The following is a 17,468-nucleotide window of genomic DNA, read 5'->3' on the forward strand; positions in this document are numbered from 1 at the left end:
ACGTGCTCAAACCCGACTACCCGATCACCACGGCCCGCCTCCTGCTGCGCCCCTTCACCCCCGACGACCTCGACGCCGTCAACGCCTACGAATCCATGCCCGACGTCGCCCGCCACCTCTACTGGGAACCCCGCGACCGCGACGCCACCCGCGAAGCCCTCGACAAGAAGATCACCCGCACCGCCCTCCACGACGAAGGCGACGCCATCGACCTCGCCATCACCCTGCGCGACACCGGCGAACTCATCGGCCAATGCCTGCTCATCTGGACCAGCAAGCAACACCGCCAAGGCGAGATCGGCTACATCCTGCACCCCGCCCACCACGGCCACGGCTACGCCACAGAAGCCGGCCAGGCCATGCTCACCCTCGGCTTCACCGGCGCCCGCCTGCACCGCATCACCGGCCGCCTCGACGCCGCCAACACCGCCTCCGCCCGCGTCCTGGAAAAACTCCACATGCGCCGCGAAGCCACCCTCATCGACAACGAGTACGTCAAAGGCGTCTGGGCCACCGAAGCCATCTACGCCATCCTCGAAACCGAATGGACCCCATGATCCACCACCTCGCCCTCGCCCGAGACTGGGCCGACGCCCAGAAGGCGGGGGAGTACCGCATCTCCACCCTCGGCCGCACCCTCGACGAAGAGGGCTTCATCCACTGCAGCCGCGACCTCGACCAACTCCACACCGTCCACACCACCTACTACGGCCACCTCACCGAGACCGACCCCCTGCTCATCCTCGACATCGACCCCACCGGCCTCGACATCCGCCTCGAAAACGGCTACCCCCACCTGTACGGGCCCCTCCCCATCACCGCCGTCACCACCACCCGCCCCTACCCGGGCACATAACCGGCCACAAGAGGCACACAGCAACAGACGACGGCATGGCACCCACACCGCCCCGATCAAGCGAGATAGCCGCCATCAATGTCCAGGACCGCACCCGTGATAAAGGACGCGCCAGGACCGGCGAGAAACGCGATGCCCGCAGCGACCTCCTCGGGACGACCGAAACGCCCCATCGCGTTCAGACCACGCTGCATGTCGGAATACGGGCCATCAGCCGGATTCGTGTCAGTCTCGATGGAACCCGGCTGCACCACATTGACCGTGATCCCACGCGGCGCCAGATCACGAGCAGCCGCCTTACAGTAAGCCGTGATCGCGGCCTTGGCAGCGGCATAATCCGCAACCCCCGGATACCCGGCACGGCTCGCCACGACCGAGCCGACCGTCACAATCCGGCCGCCCTGCCCCAGCACCGCGGCGGCGGCCCGAATCGTGGCCAGCACCCCACCGGCATTGATGACGAACTGCCGGTCAAGAGCCTCATAATCGGTGGCCGGATCATCGATCAAACCCATCGCGGGAGCCGCCGCGTTGTTCACCAGAATGTCGAGCCGCCCGAAATCAGACACCACATCACCGACCAGCCCGGCCACCTGCGCAGGATGCTCCTGATCGGCCCGATAGGCATCAGCGCGCACCCCCACCGCCCGCAACTCCTCGGTGACCTTACGGGCACAATCGACCGCGCTCGCATAACTGATCGCGACATCCGCGCCGGCATCGGCCAGGGCTCGGGCAGTGGCCGCGCCAATACCGCGCGATCCACCGGTGACCAGCGCGACCTTACCGGTCAGGGGTCCGGACATGAAATGCTCCGTGGGTAGGGGAGAAGGCGGGCAGCGTTCCCGATGAAGATCAGTAAAGGACGCACCCGTCCACCGGAAAACCCCCTACCCACCCCTCAAAACCGCCCCGCTACACCGAACGCGGAACCCGATCACCCAGCCCCGCCAGACACACCTCAAAATGCGGCCCCGACGTCACCAGCCCCCGCAGCCCCGCTCAGCCATCGACGCTGGCGACCTCGGCTACGACCCTCGATATCGGGCCTCCAGCCAGAAACGCGCATGTCCTCAAGCAGCACGCAAGTCATCCAACCCCGCGCACCGGCCACACAGCAGCCGGCAGGGGAGAGGACCCACCACAATGACCACCATGGACACCCGCAAAGCCGCCCAACACTTCGCCCACACCTGGCAACACGGCTGGACCCACCACGACGTCGCCGCCATCACCGCCCTCTACCGCGACGACGCCGTCCACACCAGCATGCCCTTCCGCCCCCCACACCACGGAAAACAAGCCATCGCCGACTACATCACCTGGTCGTTCACCGACGAAACCGACCCCCACGTCACCTTCGCCACCCCCATCGTCGACGGCGACCAGGCAGCCATCGAATTCCGGGTACACGCCCACGACAACGGCCGCCCCATCACCCTCGCAGGCTGCGTCTTCGCACAATTCGACAACGACGGACTCGCCGTACGGACCCGCGACTACTGGCACACCACCGACGGCCACACCTGACCACCCCACAGAACCGGCCCGCACAGAACCGGCACCCCAGCGATCAGCGCACCACCCGCAACGGCGCACGCCCCGCACCCACCGCCGCAACCGGCGGAACAACCGAGGCCGGCGCGGGAACAGGGGAGGGGCCCGGCTGCGGACGCGCCATCTGCTGCGTCTGAGCCTGCTGCTCCATCTCGGCACGCCGCTCGGCGCACCCACCCGCACAGTAACCGTTCGTCACGATCAACCGCCCACGCAGCGTCGTGTACGACTCCTTACCGGACGCGGGCAGAACCCCCTGACACACCTCACATAAAACCGACTGGCTCCCCACGTGCTGCTCCTCTCGCGGCGCGAATAGCAGGAGCTCCACCCTAAAACCAGATCTCCCGCCAAGGACAGCGAATCAACAGAGCGTCAAACCCCCGGTCAACGCCCGCCAGGAGCGCGCCACGCCCGCAAGAGAGCCACGAAACCCCCGCCCACCACCGCAGGAGCACCCGGCAGGCGCCCGAGCAGCCTACTGCGGCGCCGCTAAAAAATCTTCACTTCGAACCCATCGATCCCACCCGTACAGGGGAGCCCGATCACATCTACTTGACATAATGTTCATTATCAAGCAACCAACACCAAGCCCGCATAAACCCCGCACACCCGGGAAGACGCCCACCATGCGCCCCCTGGAGATCGGGACCCCAAGCCTCATCGCGCTCACGGCCGTCATCACCGCGGCCGCCATCTGGCTGATCATCTTCGCCGTCAGGGCCACCAAGAGCCCACGCAACCGGCCCGGCATCCGCGTCGATCTTGTGGACCAGGCCCGCGAGCTCAAGGCGCTCGGCCAGATTCAGGAAGCCGTCTTCCTCGTACGCGGCGAGACCGGCATGAGCCAGCGCTCGGCCGCCCGCTTCGTCAACCGCCTGTGACCGCTCTTCCCCTGCCGACCCAGGAAACCGACATTCAATCCCATACCAAACAGAATGGGGCTTCTGTTTGGTATGGGAATCTTCAGCGCAGAGAAGATCATCAGCGGTGCTCACCATGACGCCTGGCGGCACTCCGCGCATCGACGCCGGCCGCGGGTGCGTACGGCCAGGGCGTGCGTACGCGGTGGGTGTCGTCGGCGACGGCTACAGGGAACGGCCTGTCGGCGCGGCATATGACGACATCCCCGCCGGCCACTCCCCCGGGACGGCTCAGCCGAAAGTGATCACCAAGCGGCCGTCCGCGGCGAAGGACACAGCGCAGGGTGGCGATGGCGGCTTTCAGGCGTCGGTAAGCGCTTTCCGGACGGGTGGGCGAAGCTGAACACGCACCTGTTGGCCGGAAATGCTTCGCTGCGACGGACGCGGGCAGGGCGGCGCGTGGTGTGAGGTCATGGCCGTGGGCGGGGGTTCGGCGCGGCCGTGAAGGGTTCACCCGGTGCGGCCGCGCCGGCGGGGGTCATCGCAGGATGGTGGTGGCCTTGTTGCCCGCGTAGTCCTCCGGGACGGCGATGACGGGGCCGGTGGCGGACATGGTGACCGTTTCGGCGGCGCGGGTGGTGCGGCCGCGGATGATGTGCGGCTTGGCGCCTGAGCCGTAGGTGGTGGCGAAGGTCTTGGGCTGGCCGTTGTCGAGGATGGTCAGGGTGTGCCAGTCGGGCAGGGTGGGCCGGGAGAAGGTGAAGGTGGTGCCGTTGATCTTCACTGCGGTGGCCGGGTAGGGGGTGATCTCGGTGTCGGCGAACGTGCCTTCGCCGTGGATGCCGCGTCCTGGCTGGAGGCGACCGAAGGGTGGGGCCGGGCGATGGTGAGCGTCCTGGACGCGCTGCATGCCTGGCAGGCCGGTGGCCGTGCCAGGGCGGCCACGTTGCTCGCCGCCTCGCGTGAGCTGCAGGGCCGGTCGCGCGCCGTGCGGGCCGACCCGCCGCGCAACCGGTGGGGCGCCGCGCCGGTCCGGGTGGGCGACGGGGTGGTGGACGTGTTCCTGGCCGAGGCCGCCGCCCGGGTCGAATCGTAGGGGTTTTCGGGCCGGGGCGGGTGGTAGTGGAGCGACTACCCAACGGGATTTTTTCGGGCAAAGCGGGTCAATTGGGGCTGGTCAGGGCGGGTTTTTGCGGGGAATCGTCACCAGCAGTGGATGTTTCGTGTCAGCATCGAAGGTATGTATGGGTCATATGGGACTGCCGTAAATGCCCGGGAGCGGTGGGTCGACCCGCTCCCTAGGCCTGTGTAGGTCCCTGCCCCGGTGCCGTGCTCCCCCGCCTGGAAAGAAGTCCCGCGTTGCGTATCTTGCTGCTCTGCTCCTCCTTCAACGGCCTGACCCAGCGTGCCTGGCTGGAGTTGCGCCGCGCCGGCCACGACGTGAGCGTCGAGCTGGCCGTCTCGGAGACGGCGATGGTGGAGGCGGCCGAGCTGGCCAAACCGGACCTGGTCATCTGCCCGTTCCTGAAGGAGCGGGTGCCGGCCGGGTTGTGGCGGGCGCACCGCACGGTGATCATCCACCCGGGCCCGCCCGGCGACCGCGGCCCGTCGTCGCTGGACTGGGCGATCACCGACGCCGAACAGGAATGGGGCGTGACGGCGCTGCAGGCGGTCGAGGAGATGGACGCCGGCCCGATCTGGGGCTACCGCACCTTCCCGATGCCGGCCGAGGCGCCGCGCAAGTCGGCCCTCTACAACGGGCCCGTCGCCGACGCGGCCGTGGAACTGGTGGCCGAGGTCGCCGCCAAGGCGGGCGACGCCTCGTTCACGCCCACCCCGCTGGACTACCGCCTGCCCGAGGTGCGCGGGCGGCTGCGGCGGGCGATGCGGCACGCCGACCGCGAGTTCTCCTGGGAGGAGCCGACCGAGGACATCCTGCGCCGGGTCCGCGCCGCCGACGGCTCCCCCGGCGGCCGCACCCGGCTGTTCGACCTGCCGGTACGCGTGTTCGACGTCTACCGCGGCCCCGAGGTGAGCGGCCCCGCCGGCCAGGTCGCCGCCCGGCGCGAGGGCGCCGTCCTCGTGCACACCGGCGACGGCACCGTCTGGGTCGGCCACCTGCGCCTCGAACAGGACGGCGCCGTCAAACTCCCCGCCGCCATGGCCCTCGGCGACCTCGTGGCCACCGCGCCCGAACGGTCCGGCTACAGCGAGATCACCTACGACCGCAGCGAAGGCGTCGGCGTGGTCAGCTTCGACTTCTACAACGGCGCCATGTCCACCGACCAGTGCCGCCGCCTGGCCTCCGCCCTGCGCTACGCCGCCGCCCAGGACACCCGCGTCCTGGTCGTACGCGGCGGCGAGACCTTCTCCAACGGCATCCACCTCAACGTCATCGAGGCTGCCCGCCACCCCGAGTTGGAGGCGTGGATGAACATCAACGCCATCAACGCGGTCTGCCGCGAGATCGTCGGATGCACCGCCCAGCTCGTCGTGACCTCCCTGGGCGGCAACGCCGGCGCGGGCGGCGTCATGATGGGGCTCGGCGCCGACCGCGTCATCATCCGCGACGGCGTGGTCCTCAACCCGCACTACCGCACGATGGGCCTGTTCGGCAGCGAATACTGGACGTACGTGTTGCCGCGCCGCGTCGGCGCCGAGCGCGCCCGCCGCCTGACCCAGGACGCGCTGCCGATCAGCGCCGCCGAGGCGGCCGAAATGGGGCTGGCCGACAAGGTGCTGGCCGGCTCCCGGCTCGACTTCGAACGGCGCGTCCTGGAGTACGCCGAGCGGCTGGCCGCCGATCCCGGCTACGATCGGCTTCTGACGGGCCGCCGGCAGGTGCGGGAGGTCGACGAGCGGCGCAAGCCGCTGGACGCCTACCGGGCCGAGGAGCTCGCCGAGATGAGCCGTGACATGTTCGACGACCGCAGCGCCTTCCGCCAGGCGCGTAAGGCGTTCGTGCACAAGGCCAAGGCGGTGGCGACGCCCGACCACCTGGCCCGTCATCGTGAACTGACCGGCGCGTCGGCACCCTCGGGCGCAGGCGCATCTCATATGTGAGATAAGGTTGCCTGTTGTGGCAGATGATTATCTAGTGCGGATCGGCCGGCTGATCCGGGACGCGCGTCAGCATCGCGGTTGGACACAGCTGCAGCTGGCGGACGCCCTGGCGACGAGTCAGAGCGCCGTCAACCGGATCGAGCGCGGCAACCAGAACATCAGTCTTGAGATGATCGCCCGGATCGGCGAGGCGCTCGACAGCGAGATCGTCTCGCTCGGCTACGCCGGGCCGATGCATCTGCGGGTGGTGGGCGGGCGCCGCCTGTCGGGCAGCATCGACGTCAAGACGTCGAAGAACGCGTGCGTGGCGCTGCTGTGCGCGTCGCTGCTCAACTCCGGGCGCACGATCTTGCGCAAGGTGGCGCGGATCGAGGAGGTCTACCGGATCCTGGAGGTCCTGGCCTCCATCGGGGTCCGGGCGCGCTGGATCAACGAGGGCAGCGATCTGGAGATCATCCCGCCGGCCCGGCTGGAGCTGGAGGCGATGGACACCGAGGCGGCCCGCCGTACCAGGAGCGTGATCATGTTCCTGGGGCCGCTCATGCACCGCACCGAGCAGTTCCAGATCCCGTACGCGGGCGGCTGCGACCTCGGCACCCGCACCGTGCAGCCGCACATGTCGGCGCTGAAGCACTTCGGCCTCGACATCACCGCGACCGGCGGCTTCTACCACGCCCGCGTGGACCGCGAGGTGTCGCCGTCACGGCCGATCGTGCTCACCGAGCGCGGCGACACCGTGACCGAGAACGCGCTGCTGGCCGCGGCCCGCCACGACGGCGTCACCGTGATCCGCAACGCCTCCTCCAACTACATGGTCCAGGACCTGTGCTTCTTCCTCGAAGAGCTCGGCGTTCGGGTCGAGGGCGTCGGCACGACGACGCTGACGGTGCACGGCCTGCCGACGATCGAACGCGACGTCGACTACTCCCCCTCCGAAGACCCGGTCGAGGCCATGAGCCTGCTGGCCGCCGCCGTGGTCACCTCCTCCGAGCTGACCATCTGCCGCGTCCCGGTGGAGTTCCTGGAGATCGAGCTCGCCGTCCTGGAGGAGATGGGCCTCGACCACGACCGCGGCAGGGAATACCCGGCCGCCAACGGCCGCACCCGGCTGGTCGACCTCACCGTCCGCCCGTCCAAGCTCGTCTCCCCCATCGACAAGATCCACCCGATGCCGTTCCCCGGCCTCAACATCGACAACGTGCCCTTCTTCGCCGCGATCGCCGCCTCGGCGCAGGGCTCGACGCTGATCCACGACTGGGTCTACGACAACCGCGCCATCTACCTGACCGAGCTCACCCGCCTGGGCGCCTCGGTCAAGCTCCTGGACCCGCACCGGGTGCTGGTGGAGGGGCAGACGCGCTGGCGCAGCGCCGAGATGATGTGCCCGCCCGCCCTGCGGCCGGCCGTCGTGGTGCTGCTGGCCATGATGGCCGCCGAGGGCACCTCCGTGCTGCGCAACGTGTACGTGATCAACCGCGGCTACGAAGACCTGGCCGAGCGCCTGAACGCCTTGGGGGCGCGCATCGAGACGTTCCGCGACATCTGACTTTCTGTCGGTGAGGGCCGCTACCGTCGTTCCTGGATCTTTGCTGGGCTGGGTGTTGGGCAAGGTGAAAGGGGGCGCCGGTGCGGCCTGCGGAGCTCGACCGGGTGACGGTGGCGGAGGCGGCGGACCGCTATGTGGAGCTGGTCCGGGCCAAGACGCTGACGGGGGCGTTGTCGGCCTCGACGGCCGAGGTCTACGCCCGCGACGTGGCGACGCTGGTGGAGCTGGCCGGTGAGCAGGCGGTGCTCGACGACCTGACGGGCGCCGACGTGGACGCGATCCTGCTGGCCTTCGCCCGCAAACCGGACGGCCGCACCGCCGGCGGCCGCTCGGGCCGCTCTGGCGCGACCGGCCGCCAGGGAGCCGGAGGTTCGGCGGCGGAGGGGGCCGGCGGTGCGGGGGCTGAAAGAACCGGCCAGGCCGCAGCCGCCCGAGCGACGTCCGAGGGGCGCGGCCCATCGCCGTCCCCTTCCCACGCCCAGTCGCAGTCACCTTCGTCGCAGGCCCGGTTCCGCCGGTCGATCTCGGCGCTGTTCAAGCACGCGACGCTGGCCGGCTGGGTGCAGCTCAACCCGATGACGCAGTCGGCGGTGACGGCCAAGGAGCGCGGCGGGCTGCGGCCGGAGCGGCGGGCCCTGACACGCGAACAGGCCCAGGGCCTGATCGGGGCCGCGCAGGCCCTTCAGGAGACGCCACCGGAGCAGGGCAAACGCCGCGACCAGCGCACCGAGTTGCGCGACGCGGTGATCGTGCTGCTGCTGGCCACGATGGGGCCGCGCGTGTCGGAGCTGGTGCGGGCCAACGTCGAAGACTTCTACACCAACGACGGGGTGCGCTACTGGCGCATCTTCGGCAAGGGCGGCCGCACCCGCGACGTCCCCCTGCCCGACGACGTGGCGCTGGTGCTGCAGGCGTACCTGGCGCGGGGCCGGCCGGAGGTGCCGGACAAGGCGCTGCTGCTGTCGTGGCGGGGGCGGCGGCTGGCCCGCGGCGACGTCCAGGCCGTCATCGACCGGGTCCAGCGGCGCGTGGACCCCGACCAGCGACGCTCGGTGACCCCGCACGGGCTGCGGCACACCACCGCGACACACCTGCTGGCCGACGCGGTGGACATGGACGCGGTACGGCGGGTGCTGGGACACGGCGACCTGTCGACGCTGGGACGCTACCGCGATGATCTGCCGGGCGAACTGGAGGTGGCGATGCGCACCCACCCCCTCCTCCGTGACCGCCCCACCCCATAACCGGCCCCGCGAACCTGGGGGCACCGAAACGAGCAGCCCCGCACAGGCGCTGGAGCCTCACGCAGACGACGGTCGGGCACTGATCGTCAGCCCCTGCCCCTGGTCGGCGCCTGATCGGTCGGCGCTTGCCCGGGTCGATGCCCGCTCGGTTGGGGCGACGCCGGGTCGGCGCTCCGCCGGTGGGTCTGCTCGGCTGGGCGCCCAATGGTCGGCGCCCTCCCAGGTTGGCGCTCCGTCGGTGGGTCTGCCTGTGCCGGCGCACCACGGGGGTGGCGCGCCGGCATCAGTGCCCGACCGAGGCGGCGGCGCCCGGTTGCTCGCCCGGGTCGGCACCCGCTTAGTGGTGCCGACCCGGGTGCGGGCGCTTTCCCGGGTTGGCGCCTGACGGTCGGTGCCGGGCCGGTCGGCGCCGACCCGGCAGCAGGAGACGCTCATCGTGATCTCCCCGTTCACGACGTTGCCGCTGATGTTCCTGGGCTCGGCCGTGATGGACCTCGCGCCGGGCTGGGTCCGGGACGTGGCCGCGTACAACGCGGTGGAGTGGGCGGTCGCCACGGCGCGGCAGGCGATGCTCGCGCCCTCCGGCCGGGGTGCGGTCTGGGGCTGCTCGCGGCGGCGGTCAGGATGATGGGTTTCCTGGCCACGGGGGCGTTCCGCGTCTACCGCAAGGCGGCGTAGGTCCCGGGTGAGTGACTGCCCATGAACCTTGTGGGTGGTTCACGGCCGGGCGATCGGGACGTACGCCGGGCGCGTATCCGTACCCTCTGAAAAGGGTCAGGTGGGGGCGGGGGTGGTGTGGTCGGCGAGGTGGTCGAGGGAGATGCCGAGCACGTCGGCCAGGGCCGCGATGGTGAAGAACGCGGGCGTGGCGATGCGGCCGGTCTCGATCTTGCGGAGGGTTTCGGCGGACATGCCGGCCGCGGCGGCCACCTCGACGATGCTGCGTTCGCCTCGGGCCAGGCGCAGCACCAGGCCGAGTTGCTCGCCGCGGAGCCGCTCTTCGGGAGTCAGCGGGGGTCGCACCATGACGCTCACTCTATACCCCGGGATAAAAATACCGATTCGCCCCGAACCGTACGGTGTGCCGTACGGCATACGGAAAATGTCGGCGGGGTCGTCTACGGTGGCGGGCATGGACGACAGCATCGTGATCACCGGGGCGCGGGTGAACAACCTGAAGAACCTGTCCCTGCGCATCCCCAAGAACAAACTCGTGGTCTTCACCGGCGTGTCCGGGTCGGGCAAGTCGTCCGTCGTGTTCGACACCGTCGCCGTCGAGTCGCAGCGCCAGCTCAACGAGACCTACTCCTGGTTCGTCCGCAACCGGCTGCCCTCCTACGAGAAACCCGACGCCGAGGCGATCGACAACCTCGGCGCCGCGATCGTCGTCGACCAGAAGCCCGTCGGCGGCAACTCCCGCTCCACCGTCGGCACGATGACCGACATCCTGCCCATCCTGCGCGTCCTGTTCTCCCGCTACGGCTTCCCCAGCGTCGGCTACTCCTTCGCCTACTCCTTCAACGACCCCCAGGGCATGTGCACGGGCTGCGACGGGCTCGGCCGCGCCGTACGGCTCGACCTGGACGCCTTCCTCGACGAGGACCTCTCGCTCGACGAGGGCGCGATCCGGTTCCCGCTGTTCGGCGTGGGCACCTGGCAGTGGCAGATCTACGCCCGCTCCGGCACGTTCGACCCGGCCCGGCCCGTCCGCGACTACACCCCCGAGGAGCGCGAGCTGCTCCTGCACGGCGGCGGCTTCACCGTCGACGTCCGCGGCAAGAACGGCACCCTGAACAAGGTCGGCTACGAAGGCGTCGCCGACCGGTTCACCCGCCTCTACCTCAAACGCGACCTGTCGGGCCTGTCGGAGAAGAACCGGCGCGCGGTGCTGGAGTTCGTCACCGAGGGCCGCTGCCCGCGATGTGAGGGCGCCCGCCTCAACGAGGCTGCGCTGGCCACCCGGATCGGCCCGCACTCCATCGCCGACCACGCCGCCATGGAGATCGGCGACCTCATCGCCGTCCTGTCCGGGCTCGGCAACCCGGTGGCCGAGGCCGCCGTGCGGGCGCTGCGCCGGGTGGACGACATCGGGCTCGGCTACCTCAGCCTCGACCGGGAGACCTCGACCGTCTCCGGCGGCGAGGGGCAGCGGCTGAAGACCGTCCGCCATCTGGGCTCCAGCCTGACCGGCATGACGTACGTGTTCGACGAGCCCAGCGCCGGCCTGCACCCCAGCGACGTCGGCCGGCTCAACCGGCTGCTGCTCGCCCTGCGCGACAAGGGCAACACGGTGCTGGTCGTCGAGCACGACCCCGACGTCATCGCCGTCGCCGACCACGTCATCGATCTCGGGCCCGGTGCCGGCGTCCACGGCGGGCAGGTCGTCTTCGAAGGCACCGTCGAGCAGCTGAAACGTTCCGGCACCCGTACCGGCCGCCACCTGCTGCGCCGCACCGCGCTCAAGAGCGTGACGCGCCCGCCGGCCGGACGGCTCGCCATCACCGCCGCCGGCCTGCACAACCTGCGCGAGGTCAGCGTCGACATCCCCACCGGCGTGCTCACCTGTGTCACCGGCGTGGCCGGGTCGGGCAAGTCCACCCTCATCGGCGAGGTCCTGCCGGCCCGGCACCCGGGCGTCGTCGTGGTCGACCAGGCCGCCGCCGGCACCTCCGCCCGTTCCAGCCCCGCCTCCTACATCGGCGTCCTGGATCCGATCCGGCGGCTGTTCGCCCGCGCCGGCGGGGCCGAGCCGGGCTTGTTCAGCTTCAACTCCACCGGCGCGTGCCCGCAGTGCGAGGGCCGCGGCGTCATCCACACCGATCTGGCGTTCATGGACCCGGTGACGGCGGTGTGCGAGATGTGCCGGGGGACGCGCTACCGGCCCGAGGCGCTGGAGCACCGGCTGCGCGACCTGACGATCGTCGACGTGCTCGCCCTGACGGCCGAGCAGGCGGCCGGCTTCTTCACCGAACCGGCGGTGGCCGGCCGCGTCCGTACGCTGGTGGACGTGGGGCTCGGCTACCTGACGCTGGGCCAGCCGACCTCCAGCCTGTCCGGCGGCGAACGCCAGCGCATGAAGCTGGCCGGCGAGCTGTCCAAGAGCGGCGCCGTCTACGTGCTCGACGAGCCCACCACCGGCCTGCACCTGTCCGACGTCGAGGCGCTGGTCGCGCTGCTGGACCGGATCGTCGACGCGGGCAACACCGTCATCGTCATCGAGCACCACCTGGACGTGATCGCCCGCGCCGACTGGGTGATCGATCTCGGGCCGGGCGGCGGCAAGCACGGCGGGCGGGTGGTGTTCGAGGGCACCCCGCGCGACCTGCTCACCGCGCCCGGGTCGGTGACGGGCGCCCACCTGCGCGCTCTTCAGCAGGCCGCGGGGCAGAACGTGGCCTCGGGGTAGCGCGGCGACGCCTTGTCCAGCAGTGGCTGCCGCCGGCCTTTGAGGTGCTGGTCGAGGAAGGCCGCCACGTAGGTGCGGGTGAGCTCGGCGGCGCGCGCGGCGGGCACCTGGCCGTGGGGCGGCCGGATGGCCAGGGCGCCGGCCAGCAGCGGGATGTCGGTGAACGACTGGTGGTCGGTGCCCGTCATCACGATCCAGCGTTTCCACCCGGTCAGCAGCTTCCAGTCGCGCTCCCACGGCGCGGAGGCGGCGCCGGGGACGTGCTGCGCGGAGCCGAGGAACATGAACGGCCGGGACAAGCCGCTTTTGGGGATCCGGGCGTAGGTGGTGCCGTCCATGTCGATCCCGGCCCGCACGCGCGGGTCGTTCACCATGGCCGCCACGGCGCTGGCCCCGCCGATCGACTGCCCCACCATGGCGATCTTGGAGCGGTCGATCCGGCCGGCACCGTCCCACGCCGACGGCAGCCGGTCCAGGACGAACGACACGTCGGCCGCCCGCCCCTGCACGACGCCCGCGCCGAAGCCCGGGTCGGTGTCGCTGTCGCAGGCCAGGCATGCGGCGACCCGCCCGCCGGACAGGGTGGTGACGTGGCTTTCGTAGGTGTGGTCGATGCCGGCCACGACGTAGCCGCGGCTGGCCAGGTCCTCGGCCAGCGACGTCAGCGAGCTGAGCGGTTTGGTGAAGCCGGGCGACAGCACCACCAGCGGCAGCTTCCGCCCCGCCGGTCGCGCGTCTTTGACGGCGTTCGTGCGGGTCTTGCTGAGGGTGTCGTACGGCACGCCCCCGATCGACGAGCCTTTCATGAACAGCTCCGACTCCTGGGCGCTCATGTACGGCGCCGGCCGGCCGGCGCCCTGTTCGGCCGGGTACCACAGGGTGACCTTGAGCTCGCGGGCGGCGGCGTCGAGGTTCCACGGGTCGGGGCGGGAGGTGTCCTTCAGGTACAGGACGGTGGTGCCGGCCGGGTGCGGCCCGGTGGGGGCGGGCAGCACGGCCGGGCCGGTCGGGGTGGGCGACGGGGCGGCGGAGCGGGGCGGCGTGGGCGCCGAGCACGCGGCCAGGACGGCCAGCCCCGCCGCGGCGGCCAGGATCGCTCTCATCGAACAGGTCCCTTCAGCAGGGTCAGGGCCTTGGCCAGGGCGGCGTCACGTCCGGCGGCCGCGTCCTCGGGTGTGGGCGGCACGTGGTGGTCGGGCGGCACGCCGATCCGGTCGATCACCTCACGGCGAGGCCCCAGATGGTGCCGGGCGGGGAAGCTGATCACGGTGTTGTTGCCGAGCAGGTACGGCTGCGCCGGCCCGGAGATGACGCCGGCGGTCCTGGTGCCGACCAGCCGGCCCGCCCCCAGGTCCTTGATCGCGGCGCTGAAGTGCTCGCACGCCGACGCGCACCCACGGTCGGTGAGGACCATCAGCGGCAGGCCGACCAGGGCGACGGTGTCGTCGGTGCGGGAGGTCTCGCAGGCGCCGTCCACGGTGCACTGGTGGGCGGTGATCTGGCCGTGCGCGAACGCGCTGACCAGGCGGGTCGCCTCCACGGGGCTGCCGCCGCCGTTGCCGCGCAGGTCCAGTACCACCCCTGTGAGGGTGCGGCCGGCGCGCAGCCGGGAGATCGCCGTGAACACCCTGGTCGCGGAGTCGGGGGCGAAGCCGCGCATCCGTACGTAGGCGACGTCGTCGTCCAGCAGCTTCGACGTCACCAGGCGCAGGCCGGCCAGGTCCCGCTCGTACAGGCCGGGCTGGAGCGTGACGTTCCAGCGGCGGCCGGTGCTCTGCCGCAGCAGCCGCAGCCGCACCGGCCGCGCCTCGGGGTAGCTCGGGTACAGGGCGGCGATCGCGGGTGTGGCCTCGCCGTCGATGAACGGCGCCGACCCGTTGATCGATTCGATGATGTCGCCCGGCCGCAGCCCGGCGGCCCGCGCCGCGCCGCCCTGCACGGTGGTGACGAACAGCGGCGCCAGCGCGACCTCGGGGTTGCCGTCCACCTGCGGGCCGTACACGCTGGCCTGCACGCCCAGGCCGTAGCCGTCGCCGTCGTAGTAGCCGGGGGGCCGCTCGGCCGGGCCGGGCGCCCAGGCGGCGTGGTTGTCGCCGAGGGCGGCCACGATCGCCTTCAAGGTGACGACGGCCAGCTTGTCGCGCAGGCCGGGCACCTGGTCGGTGGTCTTGCGGTAGGCGGCCTCGAAGGCGGCCCAGTCGGCTGCGCGGTCGCCGGTCAGCGCCGGCATGGCGGCCTCGGGCACGTCGCGCCCCTGCCGGTTGAGCTCCCGGGTCAGGGCGGCGAATCCGGCGGTCAGCAGCGTCCGCGCGTCGAGGGTGGCGCCGCTGTAGTAGCGGCCGAGGATGCAGAAGTAGGCCTGCTCGATGACGTCGATCGTGGTGGCCGTCGGCGCGGCGGGCGGCGCCTCGGGGGCGGCGCAGACCGTACCGGCCGTGGCCGCCAGGCCGCGCGGCGGCGCGGGCGCCGTACAGGCCGCGACCATCACCGCGGCCATCACCGTGACCATCGGCAGGGCGAGCCCGGCGGTGAGGCGTCGGGCGGTCATGACAGGCGCCTGCGGATCCACCAGAAGCACAGCCCGGTGAGGACGAGGCTGAGCAGGGCGTAGATGCCCGTCTCGATCCATTGGAAGGGCCAGAACCGCTCCAGCGGATGGTAGATCGCCTGCTGCCGGTAGCCGAGCCGGTTGATCTCGGCCATGCAGGAGTCCCCGCGTCCCGCCTGGGCCGGCGAGCACGGGCCCGAGGTGGTGGAGACCTTGACGAAGAACTGGTCGGTGTCGTCGAGGACGCGCCCGGACGGCTCGACGAGCCTGCTGGACAGCACCCAGGCGCCGGCGTGGCCGGGAACCGACAGCTCCAGCTCGACATGCGGCGACAGGCCGCCGTCGCGGGGGATGCCGAGACTGTCCACGTTCGCCTTGCCGAGCTCGAACGTCCCCGTGACCGGCGGCATCAGGTGGGCGCGGACCAGCAGCGGCATCACGAGCTGGATCGTCAGGAACACGGCCAGCGTGAGCGCCATGGCGGGCAGCGTGCGGCGTACCAGCATGCCCACGCTCACGCCCAGGACGAACGCGAACGCCGCGTACCCCATCGGCGCGATGCCGCGCGCGCCGAACACCAGCGGAGCCATCAGCGCCAGGCTCTCCGAGGCGGACTTGTCCAGCGGATCGGACCACCAGGTCACCATGAGACCGCACAGGCAGGTCGCGGCCACGGCGGTCGCGCCCATGAGCCCGAGCTTGACCGCCAGCCAGCGGCCGCGCGTGACGCCCTGGTTCCACACCAGCAGATGCGTGCCCGCCTCCAGCTCGCGGGTGATCAGCGGCGCCCCCCAGAAGAGCCCGACGAGGGCGGGCAGCAGCAGCACGGCGAGGGTCAGCGCCATGAACGGCATCTCATGCGCGCCGAAGAACCGGTTGTAGAACTGCTCGCAGCTGCTGTCCTGGACGCAGGCGGCGATGCCGGTGGTGTAGTCGGCGGCCATCCGCGGCCCGGTCAGGGCCAGCGTGACGGCCAGGGCGAGGAGCAGGGCGGCCATCATCGCGGCCGCGCCGCGGAACTGCCGCCAGGTCAGCCAGATCATCGCCGCACCTCCAGGGCGGGCCGCGGGGTGCCGGTGGCGCGCTGGTCCATGTACGCCAGGACGAGGTCCTCCAGGCTGAGCCGGCTGACCTTCCAGGCGGGGTCGTGGATCGGGGCGCCGGTGCGGATCACGTACGTGCTCTGCCGGTCGGTGTGCCGGGCGCAGACCACGTGCTGGTCGGCGGGCAGCCGGTCGGGGTCGCGGCGCGCCCCGGTGAGCCGGTGATGGGTGTCCAGGAGCTCCTCGACGTCGCCGGCCACCTGCACGCGGGAGTCGACCAGGACGATGAGGAAGTCGCAGACGCGTTCCAGGTCGGAGACCAGGTGGGAGGAGAGCACCACGCTGAACCGGTGCTCGACGGTGGCCTCCATGAGGCCCTGCAGGAACTCGCGGCGGGCGAGCGGGTCGAGCGAGGAGACGGGTTCGTCGAGGATCAGCAGGTCGGGCCGTTTGGCCAGGCCCAGGGTGAGGGCGAGCTGGGCGCGCTGGCCGCCGGATAGCCGGCCCGCCCGCTGGGAGGGGTCCAGGCCGAGGCGTTCGATGCGCTCGCGCGCCATGGCGGCGTCCCAGCGCAGGTTGAGCCGCGCGCCCAGCCTCAGGTGCTCGGCGACGGTCAGCCCGGCGTAGACGGGGGTGTCCTGGGCGACGAACCCGACCTTGGCCAGCTGCGCGGGCGTGTTTCCCGGCCGGCCGCCGAGCACGGTGATGCCGCCCGCGGTCGGCTCCAGCTGGCCGCTGGCCAGCTTCAGCAGCGTCGTCTTACCGGCCCCGTTGGGGCCCACCAGCCCGACGACGTGGCCGGCCGGGATGTCGAGGGTGCACTCGCGCAGCGCCCAGCGCTTGCCGTATTTCCTGCCCAGAGCCTGGGCCTGCAGGACAGAGGTCACGCTATGTCCTCCTGTGCGGTGGTCCGAAAAGTGGTCATGAACAGGGCCTCGATGCTTTCGTCGTCGAGGCCGGCGCGGCGGGCCTGGGCCAGCCAGCGCCGCAGCTCCAGCCGCAGGGGGCCGTGCGCGGCCAGCGAGGCGTCGGTGAGCGTCGCCGTCACGAACGTCCCCACACCCGGCCGGGCGGCCACCAGGCCCTCGTGTTCGAGTTCCCGGTAGGCCTTCAGGACCGTGTTGGCGTTGATCGCCAGCAGGCCCACGACCTCTTTGACCGTCGGCAACTGGTCGCCTTCGCGTAGCACGCCGAGCCGTAGCGCGTGACGTACCTGCTGGACGAGCTGCTGATACGGCGAGACACCCGACCTGCCGTCCAGATGGAACTCGATCACCGGCTTCTCCATTTATCTAGCCTGCTAGCACTTTAGAGTTATCAATGTTAAAGGATCATAAGGAAC

General features: G+C 70.9%; 18 protein-coding genes. 10 read left to right on the plus strand and 8 right to left on the minus strand.

The window, feature by feature from the left end; translation table 11 throughout:
• Positions 1-2: 2 nt before the first annotated feature.
• Positions 3-557 carry a GNAT family N-acetyltransferase gene (locus tag C4V41_RS46935; protein ID WP_103962531.1) on the plus strand — a complete coding sequence of 185 codons (555 nt, stop codon included), beginning with the start codon at positions 3-5 and terminating at the stop codon, positions 555-557.
• Positions 545-856, plus strand: a complete 312-nt coding sequence (locus tag C4V41_RS46940; protein WP_103962532.1) for a DUF952 domain-containing protein — start codon at positions 545-547, stop codon at positions 854-856. Before C4V41_RS46935 ends, C4V41_RS46940 begins: the two co-directional genes overlap by 13 nt.
• A 56-nt stretch (positions 857-912) precedes the next feature.
• On the opposite strand, the gene C4V41_RS46945 is transcribed toward C4V41_RS46940, so the two are convergent.
• Positions 913-1,662, minus strand: a complete 750-nt coding sequence (locus tag C4V41_RS46945) for an SDR family NAD(P)-dependent oxidoreductase (protein WP_103962533.1) — start codon at positions 1,660-1,662, stop codon at positions 913-915.
• A 349-nt stretch (positions 1,663-2,011) separates the two neighbouring features.
• Here C4V41_RS46945 and C4V41_RS46950 point away from each other — a divergent pair, with 349 nt between their 5' ends.
• A complete protein-coding gene (locus tag C4V41_RS46950; RefSeq protein ID WP_103962628.1) occupies positions 2,012-2,386 on the plus strand; it encodes a nuclear transport factor 2 family protein in 375 nt (124 codons plus the stop codon).
• A gap of 656 nt (positions 2,387-3,042) precedes the next feature.
• Positions 3,043-3,297, plus strand: a complete 255-nt coding sequence (locus C4V41_RS46960) for a hypothetical protein (RefSeq protein WP_103962535.1) — start codon at positions 3,043-3,045, stop codon at positions 3,295-3,297.
• Between the two features lie 517 nt (positions 3,298-3,814).
• On the opposite strand, the gene C4V41_RS46965 is transcribed toward C4V41_RS46960, so the two are convergent.
• The gene (locus C4V41_RS46965; RefSeq protein WP_200824719.1) at positions 3,815-4,060 is read right to left on the minus strand and encodes a hypothetical protein; all 246 of its coding nucleotides are present in this window, start codon (positions 4,058-4,060) and stop codon (positions 3,815-3,817) included.
• 51 nt (positions 4,061-4,111) lie between these two features.
• Between C4V41_RS46965 and C4V41_RS61200 the strand changes: the two genes are divergently transcribed.
• From C4V41_RS61200 to C4V41_RS46985, 5 genes are all read left to right on the plus strand, one after another.
• Positions 4,112-4,372 (plus strand): hypothetical protein, encoded by a 261-nt coding sequence (locus C4V41_RS61200; protein WP_200824720.1) that lies wholly within the window; start codon positions 4,112-4,114, stop codon positions 4,370-4,372.
• Positions 4,373-4,635: 263 nt separating this feature from the next.
• Positions 4,636-6,339, plus strand: coding sequence for an enoyl-CoA hydratase-related protein (locus tag C4V41_RS46970; protein WP_103962536.1), 1,704 nt, complete (start codon positions 4,636-4,638; stop codon positions 6,337-6,339).
• A gap of 16 nt (positions 6,340-6,355) precedes the next feature.
• Positions 6,356-7,885, plus strand: a complete 1,530-nt coding sequence (locus tag C4V41_RS46975; protein ID WP_103962537.1) for a helix-turn-helix domain-containing protein — start codon at positions 6,356-6,358, stop codon at positions 7,883-7,885.
• Between the two features lie 80 nt (positions 7,886-7,965).
• Positions 7,966-9,129, plus strand: a complete 1,164-nt coding sequence (locus C4V41_RS46980) for a tyrosine-type recombinase/integrase (protein ID WP_103962538.1) — start codon at positions 7,966-7,968, stop codon at positions 9,127-9,129.
• Between the two features lie 436 nt (positions 9,130-9,565).
• The gene (locus C4V41_RS46985) at positions 9,566-9,757 is read left to right on the plus strand and encodes a hypothetical protein (RefSeq protein WP_200824721.1); all 192 of its coding nucleotides are present in this window, start codon (positions 9,566-9,568) and stop codon (positions 9,755-9,757) included.
• A gap of 146 nt (positions 9,758-9,903) precedes the next feature.
• On the opposite strand, the gene C4V41_RS46990 is transcribed toward C4V41_RS46985, so the two are convergent.
• The gene (locus C4V41_RS46990) at positions 9,904-10,155 is read right to left on the minus strand and encodes a helix-turn-helix domain-containing protein (protein ID WP_103962539.1); all 252 of its coding nucleotides are present in this window, start codon (positions 10,153-10,155) and stop codon (positions 9,904-9,906) included.
• Positions 10,156-10,261: 106 nt separating this feature from the next.
• Here C4V41_RS46990 and C4V41_RS46995 point away from each other — a divergent pair, with 106 nt between their 5' ends.
• Complete coding sequence (locus C4V41_RS46995; protein WP_103962540.1) at positions 10,262-12,535, plus strand: ATP-binding cassette domain-containing protein; 2,274 nt, start codon at positions 10,262-10,264, stop codon at positions 12,533-12,535.
• Here C4V41_RS46995 and C4V41_RS47000 read toward each other — a convergent pair.
• The 5 genes from C4V41_RS47000 to C4V41_RS47020 are packed head-to-tail and all read right to left on the minus strand — an operon-like array spanning position 12,499 to position 17,402.
• Positions 12,499-13,638, minus strand: a complete 1,140-nt coding sequence (locus C4V41_RS47000; RefSeq protein ID WP_103962541.1) for an alpha/beta hydrolase family protein — start codon at positions 13,636-13,638, stop codon at positions 12,499-12,501. The genes C4V41_RS46995 and C4V41_RS47000 overlap by 37 nt on opposite strands.
• The gene (locus C4V41_RS47005; protein WP_103962542.1) at positions 13,635-15,083 is read right to left on the minus strand and encodes a S41 family peptidase; all 1,449 of its coding nucleotides are present in this window, start codon (positions 15,081-15,083) and stop codon (positions 13,635-13,637) included. Before C4V41_RS47005 ends, C4V41_RS47000 begins: the two co-directional genes overlap by 4 nt.
• Complete coding sequence (locus C4V41_RS47010) at positions 15,080-16,126, minus strand: ABC-2 transporter permease (protein ID WP_103962543.1); 1,047 nt, start codon at positions 16,124-16,126, stop codon at positions 15,080-15,082. Before C4V41_RS47010 ends, C4V41_RS47005 begins: the two co-directional genes overlap by 4 nt.
• Positions 16,123-17,013, minus strand: a complete 891-nt coding sequence (locus C4V41_RS47015; RefSeq protein ID WP_103962544.1) for an ABC transporter ATP-binding protein — start codon at positions 17,011-17,013, stop codon at positions 16,123-16,125. Before C4V41_RS47015 ends, C4V41_RS47010 begins: the two co-directional genes overlap by 4 nt.
• Positions 17,010-17,402, minus strand: a complete 393-nt coding sequence (locus C4V41_RS47020; RefSeq protein ID WP_235030817.1) for a GntR family transcriptional regulator — start codon at positions 17,400-17,402, stop codon at positions 17,010-17,012. The genes C4V41_RS47015 and C4V41_RS47020 overlap by 4 nt, the downstream gene beginning before the upstream one ends.
• Between the last annotated feature and the right edge of the window lie 66 nt (positions 17,403-17,468).

The organism is Nonomuraea solani (assembly GCF_900108335.1).
GTDB classification, from domain to species: domain Bacteria; phylum Actinomycetota; class Actinomycetes; order Streptosporangiales; family Streptosporangiaceae; genus Nonomuraea; species Nonomuraea solani.